Source organism: Micromonospora sp. NBRC 110009 (assembly GCF_030518795.1).
Classification (GTDB): Bacteria; Actinomycetota; Actinomycetes; order Mycobacteriales; family Micromonosporaceae; genus Micromonospora.
This window is the reverse complement of the sequence record NZ_CP130427.1, coordinates 1,332,580-1,354,382: the sequence shown is the minus strand read 5'-3', so window position 1 is coordinate 1,354,382 and position 21,803 is coordinate 1,332,580. Positions and strand designations below refer to the sequence as shown.

General features: G+C 74.6%; 17 protein-coding genes. 10 read left to right on the top strand and 7 right to left on the bottom strand.

Annotation, left to right across the window (positions count from 1 at the left end):
* Nucleotides 1-48: 48 nt before the first annotated feature.
* Nucleotides 49-2,085: a thioredoxin domain-containing protein gene (locus Q2K19_RS06390; RefSeq protein WP_302768399.1), complete on the top strand. Its 2,037-nt coding sequence runs from the start codon at nucleotides 49-51 to the stop codon at nucleotides 2,083-2,085.
* Nucleotides 2,086-2,088: 3 nt separating this feature from the next.
* Here Q2K19_RS06390 and Q2K19_RS06385 read toward each other — a convergent pair whose 3' ends face one another.
* Both Q2K19_RS06385 and Q2K19_RS06380 read right to left on the bottom strand, forming a co-directional pair.
* Nucleotides 2,089-2,739, bottom strand: a complete 651-nt coding sequence (locus Q2K19_RS06385; RefSeq protein ID WP_302768398.1) for a pyridoxine/pyridoxamine 5'-phosphate oxidase — start codon at nucleotides 2,737-2,739, stop codon at nucleotides 2,089-2,091.
* Nucleotides 2,740-2,746: 7 nt separating this feature from the next.
* Nucleotides 2,747-3,304: a PadR family transcriptional regulator gene (locus tag Q2K19_RS06380; protein ID WP_302768397.1), complete on the bottom strand. Its 558-nt coding sequence runs from the start codon at nucleotides 3,302-3,304 to the stop codon at nucleotides 2,747-2,749.
* 101 nt (nucleotides 3,305-3,405) lie between these two features.
* Between Q2K19_RS06380 and Q2K19_RS06375 the strand changes: the two genes are divergently transcribed.
* The 3 genes from Q2K19_RS06375 to purE all read left to right on the top strand — a co-directional run bounded on the left by Q2K19_RS06375 (nucleotide 3,406) and on the right by purE (nucleotide 5,594).
* Nucleotides 3,406-3,882, top strand: a complete 477-nt coding sequence (locus Q2K19_RS06375; RefSeq protein ID WP_302768396.1) for a hypothetical protein — start codon at nucleotides 3,406-3,408, stop codon at nucleotides 3,880-3,882.
* 66 nt (nucleotides 3,883-3,948) lie between these two features.
* Nucleotides 3,949-5,109, top strand: coding sequence for a 5-(carboxyamino)imidazole ribonucleotide synthase (locus Q2K19_RS06370; RefSeq protein ID WP_302768395.1), 1,161 nt, complete (start codon nucleotides 3,949-3,951; stop codon nucleotides 5,107-5,109).
* Between the two features lie 14 nt (nucleotides 5,110-5,123).
* A complete protein-coding gene (gene purE / locus Q2K19_RS06365) occupies nucleotides 5,124-5,594 on the top strand; it encodes a 5-(carboxyamino)imidazole ribonucleotide mutase (protein WP_302772297.1) in 471 nt (156 codons plus the stop codon).
* Nucleotides 5,595-5,618: 24 nt separating this feature from the next.
* Here the strand turns inward: purE and Q2K19_RS06360 are convergent, their stop codons facing one another.
* Nucleotides 5,619-10,523: an SCO7613 C-terminal domain-containing membrane protein gene (locus tag Q2K19_RS06360; RefSeq protein WP_302768394.1), complete on the bottom strand. Its 4,905-nt coding sequence runs from the start codon at nucleotides 10,521-10,523 to the stop codon at nucleotides 5,619-5,621.
* Between the two features lie 160 nt (nucleotides 10,524-10,683).
* On the bottom strand, nucleotides 10,684-12,111 hold the full coding sequence (locus Q2K19_RS06355; protein ID WP_302768393.1) for a UDP-glucose dehydrogenase family protein: 1,428 nt from the start codon (nucleotides 12,109-12,111) through the stop codon (nucleotides 10,684-10,686).
* A 248-nt stretch (nucleotides 12,112-12,359) separates the two neighbouring features.
* Here Q2K19_RS06355 and Q2K19_RS06350 point away from each other — a divergent pair, with 248 nt between their 5' ends.
* Nucleotides 12,360-13,523 (top strand): acyl-CoA dehydrogenase family protein, encoded by a 1,164-nt coding sequence (locus tag Q2K19_RS06350; protein ID WP_302768392.1) that lies wholly within the window; start codon nucleotides 12,360-12,362, stop codon nucleotides 13,521-13,523.
* A 48-nt stretch (nucleotides 13,524-13,571) separates the two neighbouring features.
* Here Q2K19_RS06350 and Q2K19_RS06345 read toward each other — a convergent pair whose 3' ends face one another.
* Nucleotides 13,572-14,231 (bottom strand): hypothetical protein, encoded by a 660-nt coding sequence (locus tag Q2K19_RS06345; protein WP_302768391.1) that lies wholly within the window; start codon nucleotides 14,229-14,231, stop codon nucleotides 13,572-13,574.
* A gap of 23 nt (nucleotides 14,232-14,254) precedes the next feature.
* Here Q2K19_RS06345 and Q2K19_RS06340 point away from each other — a divergent pair, with 23 nt between their 5' ends.
* Both Q2K19_RS06340 and Q2K19_RS06335 read left to right on the top strand, forming a co-directional pair.
* Complete coding sequence (locus tag Q2K19_RS06340; protein ID WP_302768390.1) at nucleotides 14,255-14,773, top strand: acyl-CoA thioesterase; 519 nt, start codon at nucleotides 14,255-14,257, stop codon at nucleotides 14,771-14,773.
* A 176-nt stretch (nucleotides 14,774-14,949) separates the two neighbouring features.
* Nucleotides 14,950-16,938: an acetoacetate--CoA ligase gene (locus Q2K19_RS06335; protein ID WP_302768389.1), complete on the top strand. Its 1,989-nt coding sequence runs from the start codon at nucleotides 14,950-14,952 to the stop codon at nucleotides 16,936-16,938.
* Between the two features lie 7 nt (nucleotides 16,939-16,945).
* Here the strand turns inward: Q2K19_RS06335 and Q2K19_RS06330 are convergent, their stop codons facing one another.
* Nucleotides 16,946-17,635 (bottom strand): TIGR03089 family protein, encoded by a 690-nt coding sequence (locus Q2K19_RS06330; protein ID WP_302768388.1) that lies wholly within the window; start codon nucleotides 17,633-17,635, stop codon nucleotides 16,946-16,948.
* Between the two features lie 150 nt (nucleotides 17,636-17,785).
* Between Q2K19_RS06330 and Q2K19_RS06325 the strand changes: the two genes are divergently transcribed.
* Together Q2K19_RS06325 and Q2K19_RS06320 are read left to right on the top strand one after the other, a co-directional pair.
* The gene (locus tag Q2K19_RS06325; RefSeq protein WP_302768387.1) at nucleotides 17,786-18,931 is read left to right on the top strand and encodes a glycosyltransferase family 4 protein; all 1,146 of its coding nucleotides are present in this window, start codon (nucleotides 17,786-17,788) and stop codon (nucleotides 18,929-18,931) included.
* Nucleotides 18,932-18,997: 66 nt separating this feature from the next.
* The gene (locus tag Q2K19_RS06320) at nucleotides 18,998-20,089 is read left to right on the top strand and encodes a mannose-1-phosphate guanylyltransferase (RefSeq protein WP_302768385.1); all 1,092 of its coding nucleotides are present in this window, start codon (nucleotides 18,998-19,000) and stop codon (nucleotides 20,087-20,089) included.
* 21 nt (nucleotides 20,090-20,110) lie between these two features.
* Here Q2K19_RS06320 and Q2K19_RS06315 read toward each other — a convergent pair whose 3' ends face one another.
* On the bottom strand, nucleotides 20,111-20,686 hold the full coding sequence (locus Q2K19_RS06315) for an NUDIX hydrolase (protein ID WP_302768384.1): 576 nt from the start codon (nucleotides 20,684-20,686) through the stop codon (nucleotides 20,111-20,113).
* A gap of 39 nt (nucleotides 20,687-20,725) precedes the next feature.
* On the opposite strand from Q2K19_RS06315, the gene Q2K19_RS06310 reads away from it, so the two are divergent.
* Nucleotides 20,726-21,763, top strand: a complete 1,038-nt coding sequence (locus Q2K19_RS06310; protein WP_302768383.1) for a hypothetical protein — start codon at nucleotides 20,726-20,728, stop codon at nucleotides 21,761-21,763.
* The last annotated feature ends 40 nt before the right edge of the window (nucleotides 21,764-21,803 follow it).

Sequence of the window (21,803 nt, the reverse complement as noted above, 5' to 3'; positions counted from 1 at the left end):
GCCCGCATCGCCGGGCGGTGACCCGACGCCGCTGGTTATGGTCGTCGGGTGAACCGACTTGCCGACGCCACCTCCCCGTACCTGCTTCAGCACGCCGACAACCCGGTGGACTGGTGGCCCTGGTGCGACGAGGCGTTCGCCGAGGCGAAGCGGCGTGACATGCCGGTGCTCATCTCGGTCGGGTACGCGGCCTGCCACTGGTGCCACGTGATGGCCCACGAGTCGTTCGAGAACGAGGCCGTCGCCCGGCTCATGAACGACGACTTCGTCTGCGTCAAGGTGGACCGCGAGGAACGGCCCGACGTGGACGCCGTCTACATGACCGCCACCCAGGCGATGACCGGGCAGGGCGGCTGGCCGATGACGGTCTTCGCCGCCCCGGACGGCACCCCGTTCTTCTGCGGCACCTACTTCCCCCGGCCCAACTTCATCCGCCTGCTCGGGTCGGTCGCCGCCGCCTGGCGGGACCAGCGCGAGGCGGTGCTGCGGCAGGGCGCCGCCGTGGTCGAGGCGATCGGGGGCGCGCAGGCCGTGGGCGGGCTCAGCGCCCCGCTCACCGCCGAGCTGCTCGACGCCGCCGCGGCTCAGCTCCACCGGGAGTACGACGAGACGAACGGCGGGTTCGGCGGGGCGCCGAAGTTCCCGCCGCACATGAACCTGCTCTTCCTGCTCCGGCACCACCAGCGCACCGGCTCGGCCCGCAGCCTGGAGATCGTCCGGCACACCGGCGAGGCGATGGCCCGGGGCGGTCTGCACGACCAGCTCGCCGGCGGGTTCGCCCGCTACTCGGTGGACGGTCACTGGACCGTGCCGCACTTCGAGAAGATGCTCTACGACAACGCGTTGCTGCTGCGGGTCTACACCCAGCTCTGGCGGCTCACCGGGGACCGGCTGGCGCGGCGGGTGGCCCGGGACACCGCCCGGTTCCTCGCCGACGAGATGCACCGGCCGGGCGAGGGTTTCGCCTCCGCGCTGGACGCGGACACCGAAGGCGTCGAGGGGCTCACCTACGTGTGGACCCCGGCGCAGCTCGTCGAGGTGCTGGGGGAGGAGGACGGCCGCTTCGCCGCCGACCTCTTCGGGGTGACCGGGTCCGGCACCTTCGAACACGGCACCAGCGTGCTGCGGCTGGCCCGGGACGTGGACGACGCCGATCCCTCGGTGCGCCAGCGGTGGCAGGAGGTGGTCGGCCGGCTGCTCGCCGCCCGCGACACCCGCCCCCAGCCGGCCCGGGACGACAAGGTGGTGGCCGCCTGGAACGGCCTGGCGATCACCGCGATCGCCGAGTTCCAGCAGGTCGCCGCCCTCTACGCGGCCCCCGACGACGAGGACGCCAACCTCATGGAGGGGGTCACCATCGTCGCGGACGGCGCGATGCGCGACGCCGCCGAGCACCTGGCCGCCGTGCACCTCGTGGACGGGCGGTTGCGCCGGGTCTCCCGGGACAAGGTGGTCGGCGATCCGGCCGGCGTGCTGGAGGACTACGGCTGCGTGGCCGAGGCGTTCTGCGCCCTGCACCAGCTGACCGGGGAGGGGCGCTGGCTGACGCTGGCCGGCCAGCTCCTCGACGTGGCGCTGGCCCGCTTCGCCGCCCCGGACGGCGGCTTCTACGACACCGCCGACGACGCCGAGCGCCTGGTCACCCGGCCGGCCGACCCCACCGACAACGCCACGCCGTCCGGCCGTTCCGCGATCGTCGCGGCGCTGGTCGCGTACGCGGCGCTGAGCGGGGAGACCCGGTACCGGGAGGCGGCCGAGGCCGCTCTGTCGACCGTGGCGCCGATCGTCGGCCGGCACGCCCGGTTCGCCGGGTACGCGGCCACCGTCGGCGAGGCGCTGCTCTCCGGGCCGTACGAGATCGCGGTGGTGACCGACGACCCGGTGGGCGACCCCCTCGTCGCGGCGGCCCAGCGGCACGCCCCGCCCGGCGCGGTGGTGGTGGCCGGCCGGAGCGACCAGCCGGGGGTGCCGCTGCTGGCCGAGCGGCCGGCGCTGGACGGCCGGTCCACCGCCTACGTCTGCCGGGGCTTCGTCTGCGACCGCCCGGTCACCTCCGTGGACGACCTGGTCGCGCAGCTGACCTGACGGTCACGGCCAGAGCAGCTCACGCTCCCAGCCGTCCGCGGTGCGGCGGTAGCGCAGCCGGACGTGTCGGCGCTGCCGGTCGGCCTGCCAGAACTCCACCGTCTCGGGCCGCGCCCGGTAGACCGTGTGTCCGTCGGCGACGAGATCCGGGTCGGCGGCCGCCCGCTCGCTGACCCGGGCGAACTCGGCGTCGAGGGCGGACCGGTCGGTGAGCGGTTCGCTCTGCCGGCCGGCCAGGGTGGCGACCCGCGAGCCGAACGGGCGGGCCAGAAAGTCCCGTCGGGAGACCTCGGGTCCGGCCGGATGCGCGACGCCGCGGACCCGGACCTGCCGACCCAGCTCCCGCCAGTGGAAGCTCAGCGCGACCCGCGGGTTGCCGGCGAGTTGTCGGCCCTTGGCGCTGGTCGAGGTGGTGGCGAAGTGCCATCCCTCCTCGTCGAGGTCCTTGAGGATGAGTACCCGCGCGTCCGGCGCGCCGTCGGCGTCCACGGTCGAGAGGGTCATCGCATGCGGCTCGTCCACCCCGGCGGTGACCGCAGCGGCGAGCCAGGAGGCGAAGAGGTCCAGCGGTGTGCCGGGCACGTCGACGGGGTCGAAGGAGGGCATGTCGTGCGCCAGCACCGGGAGCCCGCGCAGCGTCTCACGGATCGTCATGACGTGATCATGCCTCGTCGGCGCCCTCGGTCGCCGGCCGCAACGGGTCCGGCAGGGCGTCGAACCAGTCCAGCACCGCCTGCTCGTACGCCAGCCCGAATCGCAGGGTGGCCACCGAGTACGGGTCGACGGCGTCCGCCTCCTCGGGCAGCCCCGCCGCGGCCGCCTGGTAGCCGGCGAGTCGGGCGGCGTGGGCGGCCCGGTGCGCGGCGAGGAATCCGGCCAGCCGGTCCGGCGGCAGGTGGCGACCGAAGAGCACGGTCAACAGCAGCGGGAATCGGATCGTCTCGTCGGCCGGTGGCTTGCGCGCCCACTCGGCGAACGCCGCCCGTCCGGCTTCGGTGATCTCGTACGGCTGCCGGTCGCGGCGGCCCCGTTCGCCGGCCCGCACCAGTCCGGCCGCCGCCATCGTGGTCAGCTCCCGGTAGACCTGGCTCTGGGTCAGCGACCAGAACGCCCCGATCCGCTGCTGTGCGACCGTGACCAGGTCCCACCCGGTCATCGGCCCGTCGTGCAGGAAGCCGAGCAGGGAGGCGGCGGTGGCGTTCAGCGGCCGGTCGGGCATGGGTCGGTTCTCCTTCGCGGATTCCCTTGACATCCCATTGTGTCAGGTCAGATGCTGGATGCGTTGACCTCCCACATTGGGATGTCGCGGGAGGGGGAGCCGTGCACACCGTTCTCGTCGTGATCCACGCCGCCAGTGGCACCACCGGGCTGCTCCTCGCCCTCCCGGTGCTGCTCGCCCCGAAGCGGCGCGGGCGGCACACCCTGCTCGGCCGGGTCTACGCGGGCGCCGCCGTCGGCCTCAGCCTCAGCGCCTTCGGGCTCTTCGCCTACGACCCGGCGCGGCTCTGGGGGCTGGCTCTGCTCGGCGCCCTCACCCTCGGCTGGCTGGTCGGCGGGCTGTGGTTCGCCCGGCGCCGCCCGCGTGGGCTGGGCGGCCGAGGCTGGCGCATCTGGCACCTCAACCTGATGGGCAGCACCGTGATCGCCTTCGTCACCGGGTTCGCCGTGCAGATGACCGGCGGGCACCTGGTCGCCTGGCTGGCCCCGACGGTGCTCGGCTCGCTGCTGATCGCCCGGACCACCGCCCGCGAGGTCGCCCGGGCGCCGCGCCGCATCGCGGTCCGCACGGCAGGCTGAGCGGCCGGCCAGCGGGGCTGCCCTCCGGGCTCGCGCCGCTCACCGCCCCGATAGGCTGGCCGGGCTATGGATTCCCGTACCGGCCTCCCCGTCGTCGGCATGGTGGGCGGTGGCCAGCTGGCCCGGATGACCCACCAGGCCGCCATCGCCCTCGGCCAGTCGCTGCGCGTGCTGGCGCTCGCCCCGGACGACGGTGCCGCCCTGGTCGCGGCCGACGTCCAGTACGGCGACCACACCGACCTCGCCGCCCTGCGCACCTTCGCCAAGGGCTGCGACGTGGTCACCTTCGACCACGAGCACGTGCCCAGCGCGCACATCCGCACCCTCGCCGAGGAGGGGGTGAAGCTCTGCCCGCCGGCCGACGCGCTGCTGCACGCGCAGGACAAGCGGGTGATGCGCGAGCGGCTCGGCGAGCTGGGCGCTCCCAACCCGGCCTGGCGTCCGGTCGAGCAGCCGGCGGACCTGGTCGCGTTCGGCGAGGAGGCGGGCTGGCCGGTGGTGCTCAAGGCGGCCCGGGGCGGCTACGACGGCCGGGGCGTCTGGATGGTGGACGACGCGGCCCAGGCGGCCGAGCTGGCCGCCACGCTGCTCGCCGGCGGCACCCCGCTGATCGTCGAGGAGCGGGTCGCGCTGCGCCGGGAGCTGGCCGTGCAGGTGGCCCGCTCGCCGTTCGGGCAGGTGGCCGCGTACCCGGTGGTGGAGACGGTGCAGCGGGACGGCATCTGCGTCGAGGTGCTCGCCCCCGCGCCCGACCTGCCGGAGATGCTGGCGGTCGGCGCCCAGCAGCTCGCCATCGACCTGGCCACCGCGCTCGGCGTGGTCGGCCTGCTGGCGGTCGAGCTGTTCGAGACGCCCGCCGGCCTGGTGGTCAACGAGCTGGCCATGCGGCCGCACAACTCCGGGCACTGGACCATCGAGGGGGCCCGGACCTCCCAGTTCGAGCAGCACCTGCGGGCGGTGCTCGACTACCCGATGGGCGACACCTCGCTCACCGCGCCGGTCGTGGTGATGGCGAACGTGCTCGGCGGCGAGCCGGGCGGGATGTCCATCGACGAGCGGCTGCACCACCTCTTCGCCGCCGAGCCCGGGGCCAAGGTCCACCTGTACGGCAAGCAGGTGCGCCCGGGCCGCAAGATCGGGCACGTCACCGTGCTCGGCAACGACCTGGACGACGTACGGGCCCGGGCCGCACGAGCCGCCCGCTGGCTCCGGGAGGGGCACGAGTGACCGTCGGGCTGATCATGGGCAGCGACTCGGACTGGCCGACCATGAAGGCCGCCGCCGAGGCGCTGGACGAGTTCGAGGTGCCGTACGAGGTCGGCGTGGTCTCCGCCCACCGCACGCCGGTCAAGATGATCGAGTACGGTCGCTCGGCCGCCGACCGGGGCGTCCAGGTGATCATCGCGGGCGCGGGCGGGGCCGCTCACCTGCCCGGCATGGTCGCCTCGGTCACGCCGCTGCCGGTGATCGGGGTGCCGGTGCCGCTGAAGCACCTGGACGGGATGGATTCGCTGCTCTCCATCGTGCAGATGCCGGCCGGCGTGCCGGTGGCCACGGTGTCGATCGGCAACGCCCGCAACGCCGGCCTGCTCGCGGTGCGCATCCTGGCCGCCGCCGACCTGGCGCTGCGCGAGCGGATGGCCGCCTACCAGGCGAGCCTGGAGGACCTGGTCGCCGAGAAGGAAGCCGCCCTCCGCGCCTCCCTCACCTGACCCCTCGCGCCGACCCCTCGAGCTTCACCTCATGCCGCGCAGGGCGGTCTGGAGGCGTTCCTGCGCCCGGCGGCGGCGTTCGTTGTTGGCCCCGAGCACCAGCAGGATGAAGCCGACCGGGATCAACACCAGCCACGGCCCGAGGCTGAACAGCGCGTGGATCGCGGCCACCGCGGTGACCGTGGCGCCCACGATCACCGGGGCCTGCTGCCGGGTCATCGAGCCGAAGATCAGCACTGCCACGGCGCCGAGCAGCAGCAGCACCTGGCGCAACATGCTGGAGTCGGTGGCCACCACGATCGCCAGCGTGGGCAGGAACGCGGCGACCAGGGCCGGCCCGTACGCCACCCAGCTCGACAGGTCCGCCCGGTGGCGCAGCTCCAGCACCCCGACGAGCAGGGCGAGCGCGGCGAACGGCAGGGTGTACGCCTCCGGCAGCGCCACGTCGGCCACCCGCATCAGGATCCACCAGGCGCTGATCTCGCAGGCCACCACCGACCAGAACAGGATCCGCCGCTCCACCGGCCGCCGACCGGGGCGGTTGGCCGCCACCCCGAGCACGGCACCCCAGGCGGCCAGCAGCGCGGCGATGTGCCGAGGCGAGTCGTAGGCCAGGGCCAGCGCGATGAGCGCCGCCCCGTACCCGCTCCATTCCACGGTGGCCGCCTCCCGGTACGCCTCCGGGCGGCGCAGCCGGGGAAGGGTCGCGGAGAACACCTGGAGCGCCGCCCCGACGGCCAGCACCCCGAACGCCGACCAGACCGCGGCGAGCCCGGCGACCAGGCCGAGGGTGAGCACGAACAGTTGGGCCATCAGCGAGGCGAACAGCCAACCCAGGATCCGGGCCCGCTGGGTGGTGCCGAAGAGGGCGGCGACCGCCCCGACGCCGACCGCCCCGCCCAGCGTGAAGAGGGTCAGCTCCCGAGTGGCGAGGCTGCCGGCCAGACCGGCGTTCCCGGCGGCCAGCCCGATCGCGAAAACCAGCACCCGGGCGACCCGCAGCGAGCGGGCCGGCTCGGTCAGCGCCGGGGGCACGGTCAGCGCCAGCCCGAGCATGGAGATGGTGAAGACGGCCAGCCCGGCCAGCGCGGTCTCCGGCCAGCCCTGGCCCAGCGCCACCGGCGTGATCAGCAGCGTGACGGCCGCGCCCGGCAGCACCACCGGCACCGCGCGGGAGCGCCGGCCACCGCTGAACCCGGTGGCGGCGAGCGCGGCCGTCACCGTGAGCAGCAGCGCGGTCAGCACGTGGGTGGGGTCCACCGCCTCGGCGGGCGGGGTGAGCAGCTCGGGCGGCGGCCCCTGCCAGATCCGGGACAGCACCCGCATCGGTTCGACCAGCGCCACGACCAGCGGCGGCGCCAGGGTCACCAGGGCGAGGGCGGTCGGCAACACCGCCGCGGCGAGCGCCCCGGCGGCCGGGCTGACCCGCCAGCGCAGCTCCGTGCCGTCGGTGGGCGGCCGGCGCAGCGCCCCGTCCAGGAGCACCGACCAGCGGCGTACCGGCTGGGCGGAGCCGGCGGGCGGCACGGTGGCGGCCCGGATCAGCTCGGCGAGCACCCCGAGCAGCGCCGCGGCGGCGGCGTAGACCCCGGACGGCAGGTGGGTGACCACGGCGGCGATCGCGCTCACCGTCGCGCCGCCGACCACGGCCACACTGACGTACGGCAGGTACTGCGGGACCTGCCGGCGGACCGCCGCCACCGCGGCCAGCCCGATGCTGGACGCGGCCAGCGCGGCGGTCAGCACCACCTGCGGTGAACGCCCGAACTCGGCGGCGAGGGCGGCCACCGCCCCGGGCAGGGCGAGCAGGGCGGCGCCCACCGCCGCGCCGCCCACCTGCACCAGGTGCAGCGGCATTCCCTCGGTACGCACGTTCTCGACCAACGCCGGCGCGACCACCCGGGCCACGACCCCCACCACCACCCCGATCAGCGCGATGCTGCCCAGGGCCAGCGCGGTGGTCCACGGCCGGACCAGGCCGGCGCCGGCGGCGTGCAGGGCGACCACCCCGGCCACGGTGGCCCGGGACAGCGCGGCCCGCGGCTCGACCGTGGCGGCCGACGCCATCCCGAAGACCGTGGCGACCATGGCGCCCACCAGCACCGGCGACCACCAGGGCAGGTCGAAGGCGGCCGGGGCGCCGATGGTGGCGAGCACGACGGCCGCCCCGGAGATGTCGTACTTCCACGGCGGCGGCAGCAGGATGCCGGCGGCCCCCGCCAGCAGCGCCAGCGCGACGGGCGCCTGCCAGGTCGACCCGCCGGTCGGCGCGGCCGGCCACCCGCTCAGGTCGCCGGACCAGATCGGGCCCGGGGTGGCCAGGACGCCGACCCCGCCGCGCAGCGCGCTCCAGCCGGCGATCAGACCGATCAGCGTGCCGGCGATCGCGATGCCGAGGATGGGGCCGCGCCGCCACTCCTCGGGCATCGCCCGGGCGACGACGGCGACCAGCAGCACCAGCGCGGCGGCCACCACGAGCTGACCACCGGGCGCGAGCACGGCGGCGATTCGGACCAGGGTGGCGATCAGCGCCGCCGTGGTGGCCGCCAGGGCCAGGTCCGAGCCGTCCAGCGACAGGTCGGAGCGGCGGCCGGCGTCGATCCGGGGGGCCAGCGCCAGCAGCGCCGCGGCGAGCAGCAGCAGGCCACCCACCCAGGCGTCGGCGGTGGTGGCGCCGCGCGCCCCGAAGCCGGCGGTGGCGACCCCGACCGCGCCCAGCACCGTGCCGACCGCGTGCGGCGCGCTGAGGTGCCGCTGGGCGACCTGGACGATGGCGGCGTAGCCGAGGGTGACGCAGACGCCGAGAAAGCTCGCCGCGAGGATCGGGACGGTGACCTCGCGCAGGCTGGCCGGGCTGAGATTCGGCGCGGTCGGTTCGGTGGCGGCGACGAACGCGGCCACCGCCCCGGGGAGCGCGAACGCCGCCCCGCCCGCAGCCCAGCCGGACAGCGTGTCGGCCGCGGCGGGGGCGGTCCGGACCCGGGGCGCCAGGGACACCAGCGCGCCGGCCAGGAAGAGCACGGTCAGCGCGGCGGCGGTGAGCGCGGGCCGGGCGAGCGAGGCACCCGCGCCGATCACGCCGAGCCCGGCGGCGGTCACCGCGTGCACCACCGCGGCCCGCCGGGTGCCGGCGGTGAGCCCCAGCACGCCGATGGCCACCGCGGTCAGCAGCATCGGCCAGCAGGCGGCGGCCCAGCCCAGGTTGAGGGAGGCCGGCGCGGCGAGCGCGGTCAGCGCCGCCCCGACCAACGCGAATTCGCGCCGGATCTCCGCCGGCAGGGCGATCACCGCGGCGATGGTGAGCAGCAGGGCGCTCGCCGCGAGCTGCCAGCCGGTCGGTCCCACCGCCGCCGCCAGCTCGGCGTGCCACCGGCTTAGGTCGGTCGACCAGGCGGGCAGCGACGCGCGGACCGGTGCCAATCCGGCGCGGAGCGCGCCGCCGGCCACCACCAGGCCGCTCACGGTCAGCGCCACCGCCGAGGCGAGCTGCGGGCCGCGCCGGACCGCCTTCGGTACGGCCCGGACGGCGAACCCGGTCAGCGCGATGACCGCGGCGATCAGCAGCAGTGACCGGCCGGGAAAGGCGACCGAGGCGACCCGGCCCAGCGCGCCGATCACCGCGAGCGTGACGATGCCGGCGCCCACGTCCGGCAGCGGCGGGCGGCCCAGCACCAGCGTGCCGGCCAGCCCCACCAGCGCGGCGAGCAGCAGCACCGCCCCGGCTCCGGTGGCGGCCGGCACGGTTGCGGCGCGCAGCAGCGCGGTGACCGCGTACGCCAGGGCGACGGCGACCGCCGTGCCGTGCAGCAGCCAGGTCAGCTCGCGCAGCCAGGGCACCGGGCGGGCCGGCGGGACGGCTTGGTCGTCGCCGGGCAGCTCCGCGCCGAGCACCTCGGCCGACTCCTCCGGGGCCGCCTCGGGCCGCTCGGCGGCGGAACGCTGCCGGGGTGGGGCGGGCGCCGGCTCCGGGGCGGGCAGGTCCCGCCGGACCGGCCGCTCGAGGACCACCGCCGAGCGGACCAGGGCGAGGTCGACGACGGCCACCACGGTCAGCACCAGGGCCCATCCGGCCGGCCCGGTGATCCGCTCGTATGCCAGCAGTGGCAGCACCGGTTGGACGGCCAGGACGGTGGCGAAGCGGGGCGCGCGGAGCCCCGTCGCGTACGCGTAGCCGAGCGAGATGAGGGTGGTGACCAGGAAGATCGACCCGGCGAAGGTCGAGCCGGAGGCGGCGCCGCCGACCCGGTTCACGGCCCAGAGCGCGTACCCGGCCAGGGGGAGCAGCAGCAGGCCCACCGCGGCGATCGTCTCCGCGGTCGAGGTGAGCCCCCGACGGGCCAGCACCGGCGGCGCCAGCAGCATGAGCACGGTCGCGACCAGCAGCACGCCGAGCCGGGCCAGCGCGTCCATGGAGCTGGTGGCGACGGCGGCGAAGACCACCGCGGCGACGCCGAGCAGCAGCGCGCCGAGCCCGAGGGGGATGTTCTGCACCTCGCGGGAGGACGCCTCCGGCGGGTGCTCCGGGTCGTCCACGTCGAGCCACTGCGCCCTGGTCCGGGGCGGCGGGAGGTCGTCCGGGCCGGGCGGTGGGGTGCCCTGGCGGGGCACCCGGGGCGGCGCGCCGGTGGTGGCCGTGGGCGGGCGGCGGCCGGCCCGGCGCCGCAGCACCCGGCGGGGCCGGGCGGTCTGCTTGGTCCGCTCCTCACCGGCGTGCGCGAGGAAGTCCCGCTGGAAGAGGGCCGCCTGCATCTTGGCCGCGATCTGCCGCTGCTCGCGGGCGATCTCGGCGTCGCGGGCCTTCATCTCCGCGATCGAGCGTTCAATGTCCGCCAGGTGCTCGGCCCACTGTGGCTGGTCCGCCCCGCAGTGCGGGCAGATCACCGCCGGCTTGATCTCCCGCCCGCACGAGGCGCACCTGAAGGTCTGCACGACGTCCCTCCGTCCGGCCGGCCCCTGGTGTGGACCCCCACTGTCGCAGCATGCCTTGGCCGGGCGCGGATTTCGACCGTTGCCGGCGCGTTCCGGACAACAAAAAGAACCGGCCGGCCGTGGCGCTCGCCACGGCCGGCCGGCCGACAGTCGGTGCGGCTCAGGGGCGGCCGAGGCCGCGGTACTCCCAACCGGCCTGGGTCCACAGTGTGGCGTCGAGGCAGTTGCGGCCGTCGACCACCTTGCGGCCGTTGACCAGCTCGCCCAGGGCGACCGGGTCGGCGTTGCGGAACTCGGCCCACTCGGTGAGCACGCAGACCAGGTCGGCGTCGCGGACGGCGTCGACCATGCTCGCCTCGTACGTCAGCTCGGGCACCGCCCGGCGGGCGTTCTCCGTGCCCTGCGGGTCGAAGACGTGCACGTCGGCGCCGGCCTTGCCGAGCAGCGCGGCGACCGCCAGCGCCGGGGCGTCCCGGACGTCGTCGGTGTTCGGCTTGAAGGTCGCGCCGAGCACCGCGATCCGGGTGCCGGAGAGGTCCGGCCCGGCCGGGCCGGAGCGGCGGCCGAGCAGGTCGGCGGCGAGCTGCACCACCCGGGTGCGCCGGCGCAGGTTGATCAGGTCGACCTCGTGCAGGAAGCGCAGCGCCTCGCCGGCGCCGAGCTCCTGGGCCCGGGCCTGGAACGCCCGGATGTCCTTGGGCAGGCAGGCGCCGCCGAAGCCCAGGCCGGCCTGGAGGAAGCGGTTGCCGATCCGGGGGTCGTACCCGATGGAGCGGGCCAGCTGGGTGACGTCGCCGCCGGCCGCCTCGCAGACCTCGGCCATCGCGTTGATGAAGGAGATCTTCGTGGCCAGGAAGGCGTTCGCGGCGACCTTGACCAGCTCGGCGGTCGCGAAGTCGGTGACCACCAGCGGCACCTCGCGGTCCTCGGTGGCGGCCAGGTCGAAGACCCCCTTGTGGGCGGCGTAGAGCATGCCGTTGGCCCACTCGCTCTTGACGCCGACCACGATCCGGTTGGGCCGCAGCACGTCGTCGACGGCGAAGCCCTCCTGGAGGAACTCGGGGCTCCACGCCACCTCGACGCCCAGGTCCGCCGGGCTGTGCTTGCCGACCAGCTGCTCCACCCACTCGGCGGTGCCGACCGGCACGGTCGACTTGCCGACGATCAGCGCCTTGCGGGTCAGGTGCTGGGCCAGGCTGGTCACCGACGCCTCGACGTACGACAGGTCGGCGCCCATGCCGTCGGCCCGCTGGGGAGTGCCCACGCAGATGAAGTGGACGTCGCCGAAGTCGGCGGTCTCCTGGATGTCGGTGCTGAACCGCAGCCGGCCGGCGGCCAGGTTGCGCCGGAGCAGCTCGTCCAGGCCGGGCTCGTGGATCGGCACCTCGCCGGCGTTCAGCTTGGCGATCTTGTCGGCGTCGACGTCGTAGCCGAGCACCTCGTAGCCGAGCTCGGCGTAGCAGATGGCGTACGTCGCGCCGAGGTAGCCGGTGCCGAGGAAGGTCACCCGGGGCCGGGCCGCGCCGGAGGGCGGGGTCACTGCCGCGATGGCGGGCACCGGCTGGGTGTTCGGGTACGGGATCGTCACGCCTGTCTTCTCCGCTCGCACTGGCGGCGCTTCGTTGCGTCGCAATCGGCTGGGCGCCGTGGCCGGGGCACCGAGGGAACCTGTCGTCTACGTGTGAGGGTAGTTGTGCCGGGTCGACGCCGGCCATGCGTGAGACTACCCGCCGGTAAGGTCCGGCTGAACCTGGTGGCTATCCTTCAGTTTGCGTGAGTCGGCGGCCTCCGGGCGTCACAGATTGCGCATCTTAGCGGTGAAGGGGAGGGGCCGACATGCCCGCAGAGCAGTCGTTCGACGTTTACCGGTTGCCCGAGGAGCACGAGGCGATCCGGGAGGCGGTCCGTGAGGTCTGTGCGGCGAAGGTGGCTCCGCACGCCGCCGAGGCGGACGAGACGGGTGAGTTCCCGAAGGCGTCCTACGACGCGCTCCGCGCGGCCGACTTCCACGCCCCGCACATCCCCGTCGAGTACGGCGGCGCCGGCGCGGACGCGCTCGCCACGGCCATCGTGATCGAGGAGGTGGCGCGGGCCTGCGCCTCGTCCTCGCTGATCCCGGCGGTGAACAAGCTGGGCACGATGCCGCTGCTGCTGGCCGGTTCCGAGGAGCTGAACCGGAAGTACCTGACCCCGGTCGCCGCGGGCGACGCGATGTTCTCGTACTGCCTCTCCGAGCCGGAGGCGGGCAGCGACGCCGCCTCGATGACCACCAAGGCGGTCCGGGACGGCGACCACTGGGTGCTCAACGGCGTGAAGCGGTGGATCACCAACGCGGGCGTCTCCGAGTACTACACCGTCTTCGCTGTGACCGATCCCACAGCCCGCTCCAAGGGCATCTCGGCCTTCGTGGTGGAGAAGTCCGACGCCGGGGTCAGCTTCGGCGCGCCCGAGAAGAAGCTCGGCATCAAGGGCTCGCCCACCCGCGAGGTCTACTTCGACAACGTGCGGATCCCGGCGGACCGCATGATCGGCGCCGAGGGCACCGGCTTCGCCACCGCGATGCGGACCCTCGACCACACCCGGGTGACCATCGCCGCCCAGGCGGTCGGCATCGCCCAGGGCGCGCTGGACTACGCCAAGGGCTACATCCAGGAGCGCAAGCAGTTCGGCAAGCCGGTCGCCGACTTCCAGGGCATCCAGTTCATGCTGGCCGACATGGGCATGAAGCTCGAGGCGGCCCGCCAGCTCACCTACGCCGCCGCCGGCAAGTCCGAGCGGGGCGACGCCGACCTGACCTACTTCGGCGCCGCCGCGAAGTGCTTCGCCTCGGACGCCGCCATGGAGATCACCACCGACGCGGTGCAGCTCCTGGGCGGCTACGGCTACACCCGCGACTACCCGGTCGAGCGGATGATGCGGGACGCCAAGATCACCCAGATCTACGAGGGCACCAACCAGGTGCAGCGCATCGTCATGGCCCGCCAGCTGCTCAAGGGCTGACCCGGCCGGTCGGGCGGGCGGGCCGGTTTCCCGGCCCGCCCACGGCGGTCAGCGGATCTCGGTCGTGCCCTCCGGTCGGTTGGTCGCGCGCGGGGGCGCGGACCACGGCGACTCGCCGCCGGTGCGGCGGGGCAGGGGTTCGGTGGGGGTCGGATCGGGATAGCCCAGGGTGACCGAGGCGGTGTCCCGGTCCTTGCTGGCGTCGGCCGGGGGCCAGTCGCCGAGCGAGGGGTTGGGTTCGATCGGCTTGTCGGCCGGGGTCAGCTCTGCCTCGGCCGCCGGCTGTCCGGGCCGTCGCCAGCGCCCGACGCTGAACACGGCCATCAGGAGCAGCACGCCGATCAGGAACAGCGTGCCGTTCTCCAGCGGCTGGCGCAGCGGCAGGGGGTCCCCGAGCAGCTTCCAGCCCTCGGGGACCTGGTCACGGACGGTGAACGGCGCGACGAACATCCCGATGTACGGGACGACCAGCAGCAGTCCGGCCACCAGCGGGCCGAACGGCGAGAGGCGTAGCGTGGCGAGCAGGCCGAGCAGGACGCCGGCGACGCCGAGGTAGACGGCCGGCTCGATCAGGTTGGGCGTGCTGTACGTACCGAGTTCCACCCAGCGGTGGATGGTGCGTCCAGATCCGTCCTGACCGAGAGTGACGAGCACCCAGGTGACGGGCGCCACCACCAACCCGGCGAGGAAGCTCCAGAGATGTCGCATCCGCGCACCGTACCGTTTTCGGCATGACAGATCACCCCTCCACCGGGCCGGTGGGCAAGCCGACCTCGTACTCCCGGGTCTCCCTGAGCCGGATCATGACTGCCGTCGATGTCAATCTGTACGGGACCGTGCACGGTGGGGTACTGATGAAGTTCGTCGATGACGTCGCCGGGGCGGCCGCCGCCCGGCACAGCGGGGGCACCGCGGTCACCGCGTCGATCGACGAGATCGTCTTCTCCGAGCCGGTCCGGGTGGGCGACCTGGTGCACGCGCACGCCCAGGTCAACTGGACCGGACACACCTCGATGGAGGTCGGGGTGAAGGTGGTCGCCGAGCGCTGGGACTCGGCCGAGGACGAGCCGGTCCGGGTGGCCACCGCGTACCTGGTCTTCGTGGGGGTGGACGTGGGCGGTGCGCCCCGCCCGGTGCGGCCGGTGCTGCCGGAGACCGTGGAGGACGAGCGGCGCTACCGGGAGGCGGAGATCCGCCGCGCCCACCGCCTGGCCCGGCGCCGGGCCATCCAGGCGCACCGCGCCGGCTGAGGTGCAAGGAGGGGGCCCTTCCTTGCACCGGATCCACATCTTGTGGGGGTGCGGGGTGTGGGCGGGGCACGCCCCCTCGGCGGCACCCGGTGCGGACAATGGCCTGGCGAGGTAGGGCAAGATGGCGGCACGGCCCATGCACAGTGTCGTGACCGGGCCTCAGGGAGGGTGGAGCAGTGGGTGACGTGCTGTGGGCGCCGCCGGCCGACGTACGTGAGCGGTCCCGGATCGGCGACTACCTGCGCTGGCTGGCCGAGCACCGGGGGCTGGAGTTCGCCGACTACGACGCGCTGTGGCGCTGGTCGGTCACCGACCTCGACGCCTTCTGGCGGTCGATCTGGGACTACTTCGAGGTCGTCGCGCACACCCCGCCGACCGCCACCCTCACCGGCCGGGCCATGCCGGGTGCCCGGTGGTTCCCCGGCGCGACGCTCAACTACGCGGAGAACGTGCTGCGGATGCCCGGCCGGGGCGACGACGACCCGGTGGTGATCGCGCACGGGCAGACCCGCCCGCCCGAGACGCTGACCGCGGCCGAGCTGCGGGAGCAGGTCCGCCGGGTGGCGGCCGGGCTGCGCCGGCTCGGCGTCGGCCGGGGCGATCGGGTGGCCGCGTACGCCCCGAACATCCCGGAGACCTTCGTGCTGCTGCTGGCCACCAGCAGCCTCGGCGCGATCTTCTCCTCCTGCGCCCCCGAGTTCGGCACCCGCAGCGTCACCGACCGCTGGCAGCAGATCGAGCCGAAGGTCCTGGTCGCCGTCGACGGCTACCGGTACGGCGACAAGCCCGTCGACCGGCGGGGCGAGGTGGCCGCCATCCGGGCCGCCCTGCCGTCGGTGGAGCACACCGTCGGCATCGCGTACCTCGACCCGGCCGGCGCCCCGCCCGAGGGCGCCATCTCCTGGGCGGAGCTGGCGGCGGCGACCGACGAGCCGTTGACCTTCACCCCGGTGGAGTTCGACCACCCGCTCTACGTGCTCTACTCCTCCGGCACCACCGGCCTGCCGAAGCCGATCGTGCACGGCCACGGGGGCATCCTGCTGGAGCACCTCAAGATGCTGGCCCTGCACCACGACCTGGGCCCGGCGGACCGGTTCTTCTGGTTCACCACCACCGGCTGGATGATGTGGAACTTCCTGGTCTCCGGGCCGGCGGTGGGCGCGTCGATCGTGCTCTTCGACGGCAACCCGGGCCACCCGGACCTGGGTGCGCTCTGGCGGCTGGCCGCGGAGACCGGCACCACCTACTTCGGCACCTCGGCGCCGTTCCTGCTGGCCTCCCGCAAGTCCGGCCTGGTTCCGAAGGCGATCGCCGACCTCGCCGCGCTACGCGGGGTCGGCTCGACCGGCGCTCCGCTGCCCGCCGAGGGCTTCACCTGGGTGTACGAGAACGTCGGCGACCGCCTCCAGCTCCAGTCGCTCTCCGGCGGCACCGACGTCTGCACCGGCTTCGTCGGCGGGGTGCCGCTGCTGCCCGTGCACGCCGGTGAGATCACCTGCCGGGCGCTCGGCGCCAAGGTGGAGGCCCGCTCCGGCGACGGCACCCCGGTCATCGGGGAGCTGGGCGAGCTGGTGATCACCGAGCCGATGCCGAGCATGCCGGTGGGCTTCTGGAACGACCCGGAGGGCGCCCGCTACCGGGAGGCGTACTTCGAGGTCTACCCGGGCGTCTGGCGGCACGGCGACTGGATCACGATCAACGAGCGGGGCGGCTGCGTGATCACCGGCCGCTCCGACGCCACCCTGAACCGGGGCGGCGTCCGGCTCGGCACCGCCGAGTTCTACTCCGTGGTGGAGGGGCTGGACGAGGTCGTCGACTCGGTCGTGGTGCACCTGGAGGACGACCAGGGCGGCGCCGGGGAGCTGTTGCTCTTCGTGGTGCTCGCCGAGGGCCTGGAACTCGACGACGAGCTGCGGAAGAAGATCTGCCGGGAGTTGCGCACCGCACTCTCGCCGCGCCACGTCCCCGACGAGATCCACCAGGTCCGGGCCGTCCCGCGCACCCTCTCGGCCAAGAAGCTGGAGGTCCCGGTCAAGAAGATCCTCACCGGCACCCCGGTCGACAACGCCGCCGCCAAGGGTGCCCTCGCCAACCCCGAGTCCCTCACCGCCTTCGCCGCCTTCGCCCAGCGCCGCGCCACCGACACCGACCCGGCCCCGGCCTGACCCGCCGTCAGGCCAGGGTGCGGGTGACCTTTTCCGCGGCGGTGCGGGGGTCCAGGCGGGAGGGATCCAGGTTGGCGCAGAGGACGAGGGTGGTGCCGGCCGAGAGGGGTGCCAGGAGCCAGTCGACCGGGTCGGGATACTGCGCCGTGTCGACCAGGAGGCGGTCGCCCGGGGTGAGGCAGAGCTCCGCGGCGCGGGCCTCCGCACGGGCCAGCGACGCCGCGTCCGTCTCGCCCCCCTGCGGGTACGGGGTGAAGTGGTCGCCGTGGCCGCGTACCGCCGAGACGAAGTCGGCGTAGCCGGGCGGCACCTGCCGCATCGGCAGGGCGAACGGGTCGAGCGCCAGCGCGTACCGCTCGCCGGCCGGCCAGGCCGCCGCCTGGTCGACCCGGTCGGCGGCGGCGAAGAGCACATCCACGTTGCCCGGCGTGTCGATCACGGTCAGCTTCGCCGACCAGCAGCCGAGCAGCACGGCGGCGGTCTGCCAGTGCGGGGGCAGCAGCACGGCGGCGGTGTCGCCGGGGGCCAGGGCGACCTCGTCGACGAGCAGGTTCGCCGTCTTGGCCACCCAGTTGGTGAGGGTCGCGCCGGACAGCTCGGTGCGCTCGCCGGTGGCGTCGTCGTACCACGTCAGCATGGGTCGGGTGGGGTCGGTCGCGAGTGCGTCGGCGAAGACCCGGGCAATGTTGTCGGCCATCGGCGCGAACGATACGCGCCGGTGACCCGTACTCGATGACAAGGACAAGTCGGCGTACCGTCGGGTCGCAGTCACCGCCGGGACCCGCGCCCGGCGTAGGCTTGCCGACAGTGTTGTTCCCCACAGATCGCCTGCCTGAGGAGTCGCCCCGTGACCGCCGGTCGCCCGCCCCGCGTGCTCATCGACGCCACGAGTGTCCCCGCCGACCGTGGCGGCGTCGGTAGATACGTCGATGGCCTGCTCGGCGCCCTCGGCAGGGTCTGCGGGTCCGCCGTGGACCTGGTCGTGGTGAGCCTCCGCACCGACCTGGAGCGCTACACCCGGATGCTGCCGGCGGCCGAGGTGATCCCCGCCCCGGCGGCGGTCGCGCACCGCCCGGCCCGGCTCGCCTGGGAGCAGACCGGCCTGCCGCTGCTGGCCCAGCAGGTGGGTGCCGAGGTGCTGCACTCGCCCTTCTACACCTGCCCGCTGCGGGCCGGCTGCCCGGTGACGGTCACCGTGCACGACGCGACCTTCTTCACCGAGCCGGAGCACTACGACAAGTCCCGCCGGACGTTCTTCCGCAGCGCGATCAAGACCTCGCTGCGCCGGGCCGACCGGGTGATCGTGCCGAGCAAGGCCACCCGGGACGAGCTGATCCGCCTGCTGGACGCCGACCCGACCCGGATCGACGTCGCGTACCACGGCGTCGACCAGGCCGCCTTCCACGCCCCGAGCGAGGAGGAGAAGGCCCGCGTGCGCGCCCGCCTCGGGCTGGGCAGCAGCAGCTACCTCGCGTTCCTCGGGGCCAAGGAGCCGCGCAAGAACGTGCCCAACCTGATCCGGGGCTGGGCCCGCGCGGTGGCCGACCGGGAGAACCCGCCCGCGCTGGTGATCGCCGGCGGGCAGGGCCACGACGACGACATCGACCGCGCGGTGGCCGAGGTCCCGTCGCACCTGCGGCTGCTCCGGCCGGGCTACCTCCGCTACGCCGACCTGCCCGGCTTCCTCGGTGGCGCCCTGGTCGCCGCCTACCCGTCCTACGGCGAGGGGTTCGGCCTGCCGATCCTGGAGGCGATGGCGTGCGCCGCGCCGGTGCTGACCACGCCGCGGCTCTCCCTGCCCGAGGTGGGCGGCGACGCGGTGGCCTACACCAGCGAGGACCCGGACCAGATCGCCACCGATCTGGCCGCCCTGCTGGACGACGAGCAGCGCCGGCTCGCCCTGGCCAAGGCCGGCTTCGACCGGGCCAAGGAGTTCACCTGGGAGTCCAGCGCGGAGGTGCACGTCGCCGCGTGGAGCCGGGCCCGGTCCTGAGCCTTCCCGGCGGCGGGTGGCGGCGACCCTCCGACCCGGGCCGGACGCTTCGGGCATGATGTGCTGATGTTCTACGCCGTCATCCCGGCGGGCGGCAGTGGCACCCGGTTGTGGCCGCTGTCCCGTGCCGGCCATCCCAAGTTCCTCCACCCGCTGACCGGCACCCCGGCCTCGCTGTTGCAGGCGACGGTGGACCGGCTGTCGCCGCTGACCACGCCCGAGCGCACGCTGGTGGTCACCGGGGCCGCGCACGTCGCGGCGGTGGCCCGGCAACTGGCTGGCCTGCCGGAGGAGAACATCCTGGTCGAGCCCTCGCCCCGGGACTCCTGCGCGGCCATCGCGCTGGCCGCCGCGGTGATCGCGGAGCGCGATCCCGCGGCGGTGATGGGCTCGTTCGCCGCCGACCACCTGATCGGTGACCCGGCCCGCTGGGCCGAGGTGGTCCGCCAGGCGATCCGGGGCGCCGAGCAGGGGCTGCTGATGACGGTGGGCATCACCCCGACCCGGCCCGAGACCGGCTACGGCTACCTGGAGACCGGCGAGCCGGTGGGCGACGGCCCGCTGCGCCCGGTGACCGAGTTCAAGGAGAAGCCGGCCGCCGAGGTGGCCGAGGTCTACGTCCGCTCCGGCCGGCACCTCTGGAACGCCAGCATGTTCGTCTGGCGGGTGGACGTCTTCCTCGCCGAGCTGGCCCGGCAGCAACCGGCGATGCACGCGGGGATCACCGCGATCGCGGCGGCGTGGGGCACCCCCGAGCAGGACGACGTGCTGGGGACCGTCTGGCCGACCCTGCCGAAGATCTCCGTCGACTACGCGGTGATGGAGGGCGCGGCGACCGCCGGCCGGGTGGCGACCGTGCCGGGCGACTTCGGCTGGAACGACGTCGGCGACTTCCACACCCTCGGCGAGGTGCTGCCCGCCGACGCCGACGGCAACGTGGTGCTGGGCACCGACGCCAAGCCGGGCGTGCTGCTGCGGGACACCGCCGGCCTGGTGGTGGTGCCGCAGTCGGGCCGGCTGGTGGCCGCCCTCGGCGTACGCGACCTGATCGTGGTGGACACCCCGGACGCGCTGCTGGTCTGCCCGCGGGACCGGGCGCAGGACGTGAAGAAGCTGGTCGACGAGCTCAAGGAGCGCGGCGAGGAGGGCCTGGTCTGACTGGCCCGCCGGGCCGCCCGGTCAGCGGGCGGCCCGGCGGGCCAGCGCGGCCCGGGCCGGCGCGACCAGCTGGACGGTCCCGTCGGCCAGCGGCTCGGGCAGCCGGTCCGGCGGGAACCAGCCCAGCGCCTCGGACTCGTCGCTGACCCGTTCGATCGCCCCCGCCGGGGCGAGCACGACGAATCGGACGTCGTAGTGCAGCGAGCCACCCTGGCAGGTGACCGGGTGGATGTCCACGTCGATCGGGGTCGGGTCGACCACCAGCCCGCCGATCCCGGACTCCTCGGCGGCCTCGCGCAGCGCGGCGGCGGCCAGGGTGCGGTCGCCGGGCTCGCAGTGGCCGCCGAGCTGCACCCACTTGCGGAACTTGCCGTGCAGGCACAGCAGCACCCGCTCGCCGGCGGCGTCGAGCACCAGCGCGCTGGCGGTGACGTGCCCGGGGAGGTGCTCGCGGCTCATCGCCACCGGCCCGGCCGCCAGCAGCTCCAGGGTCCGGTCCCGGTTCGCGGCGGCGGCCGGGCTGGTCGCCGTCCAGCGGCTCAGCACCGCGGTGGCGTCGGCGTGCAGGTCGGCGTACGTCCGGAGGTCGGTGTGCACCCGGACACTCTACGAGCGGTGCCTTCGTACCCTGGCCGCGTGACCCTGCGACTCGTGGAGTTCGTCGTGGCCGGCAACGAGGCCAGCGACCTGTTGCCGGTGCGGTCCCGGGCGCTGCTGCGCGCCCACGGTGCCCGCCGGGGCTTCTGGACCGTGCTGGACGAGGGCCCGGTGGAACGCTGCCTGGCCCTGCTGCTGGAGCGGGACGACGGCGAGTGGGTGGCGCACCACGTGGCGGCCGACGCCGGCCGGGAGAACGGCCGCACCGAGGACGGCGAGGCGCTCGCCCACCACGACGGCTGGGTGTACGTCTTCGGTTCGCACTTCGGCTCGAAGGCGGGCCCGCTGCGGCCCCGCCGCGCGTTCGTGGCCCGGTTCCGCGAGGCGGACGCCGCCGCCGGGGTGCTGCCGGTGCACGTGGTGCGCAACCGGTTCCGGCTGCACCGGGCGGTCAACGACGCGCTCGCGGCGGCGCCGTTCACCCCGCTGCCTCCGGGAGACCGGGTCCGGGAGCGGTTCATCGTGGAGACCGTGGCCCGGGGCGCCGCCCAGGCGAAGCGCTGGGTGAGCCGGCTGGCGGCGGACGACCTGCCGATCAACGTCGAGGCGGCGGCGTTCACGCCCGCCGGGACCGTGCTGCTCGGGCTGCGCTTCCCGGTCACCGCCGAGGGCGAGCCGATCCTGGTCGAGCTGGCCGGGGTGGCGGAGATGTTCGCCGCCGTCCCGGGCTGGCCCCGCGCCGTCGGGGCGTACGCGCTGACCGGGGTGACCCCGCCGGGCGCGCTGACCGGCTTCCGGGCCGTCACCCCCACCGCCGACGGCGGGTACGCGGCGGTGGTCGGCTCGATCGACGCGCTCGGCAAGGGCTCGGTGCTGCTGGACGACCATCCGCACGGTGGCGAGGTGACCTCCCGGCACGTCGCGTTCCGGTGGGAGGCCGGCCCGGACGCCCGGGTGGCGGGGAAGCTGGTGGCCGACCTGGCCCCGTTCCATCACGTGGAGGGGCTGGCGGAGCTGGACGGGTCCGGTTACTACGTCACGGACGAGGACCACCGGGTGGCGCTCTGGGTCGCCTGAGCGGCGGGACGGGGTGGACGACCGGATGGCACCTCTGCGG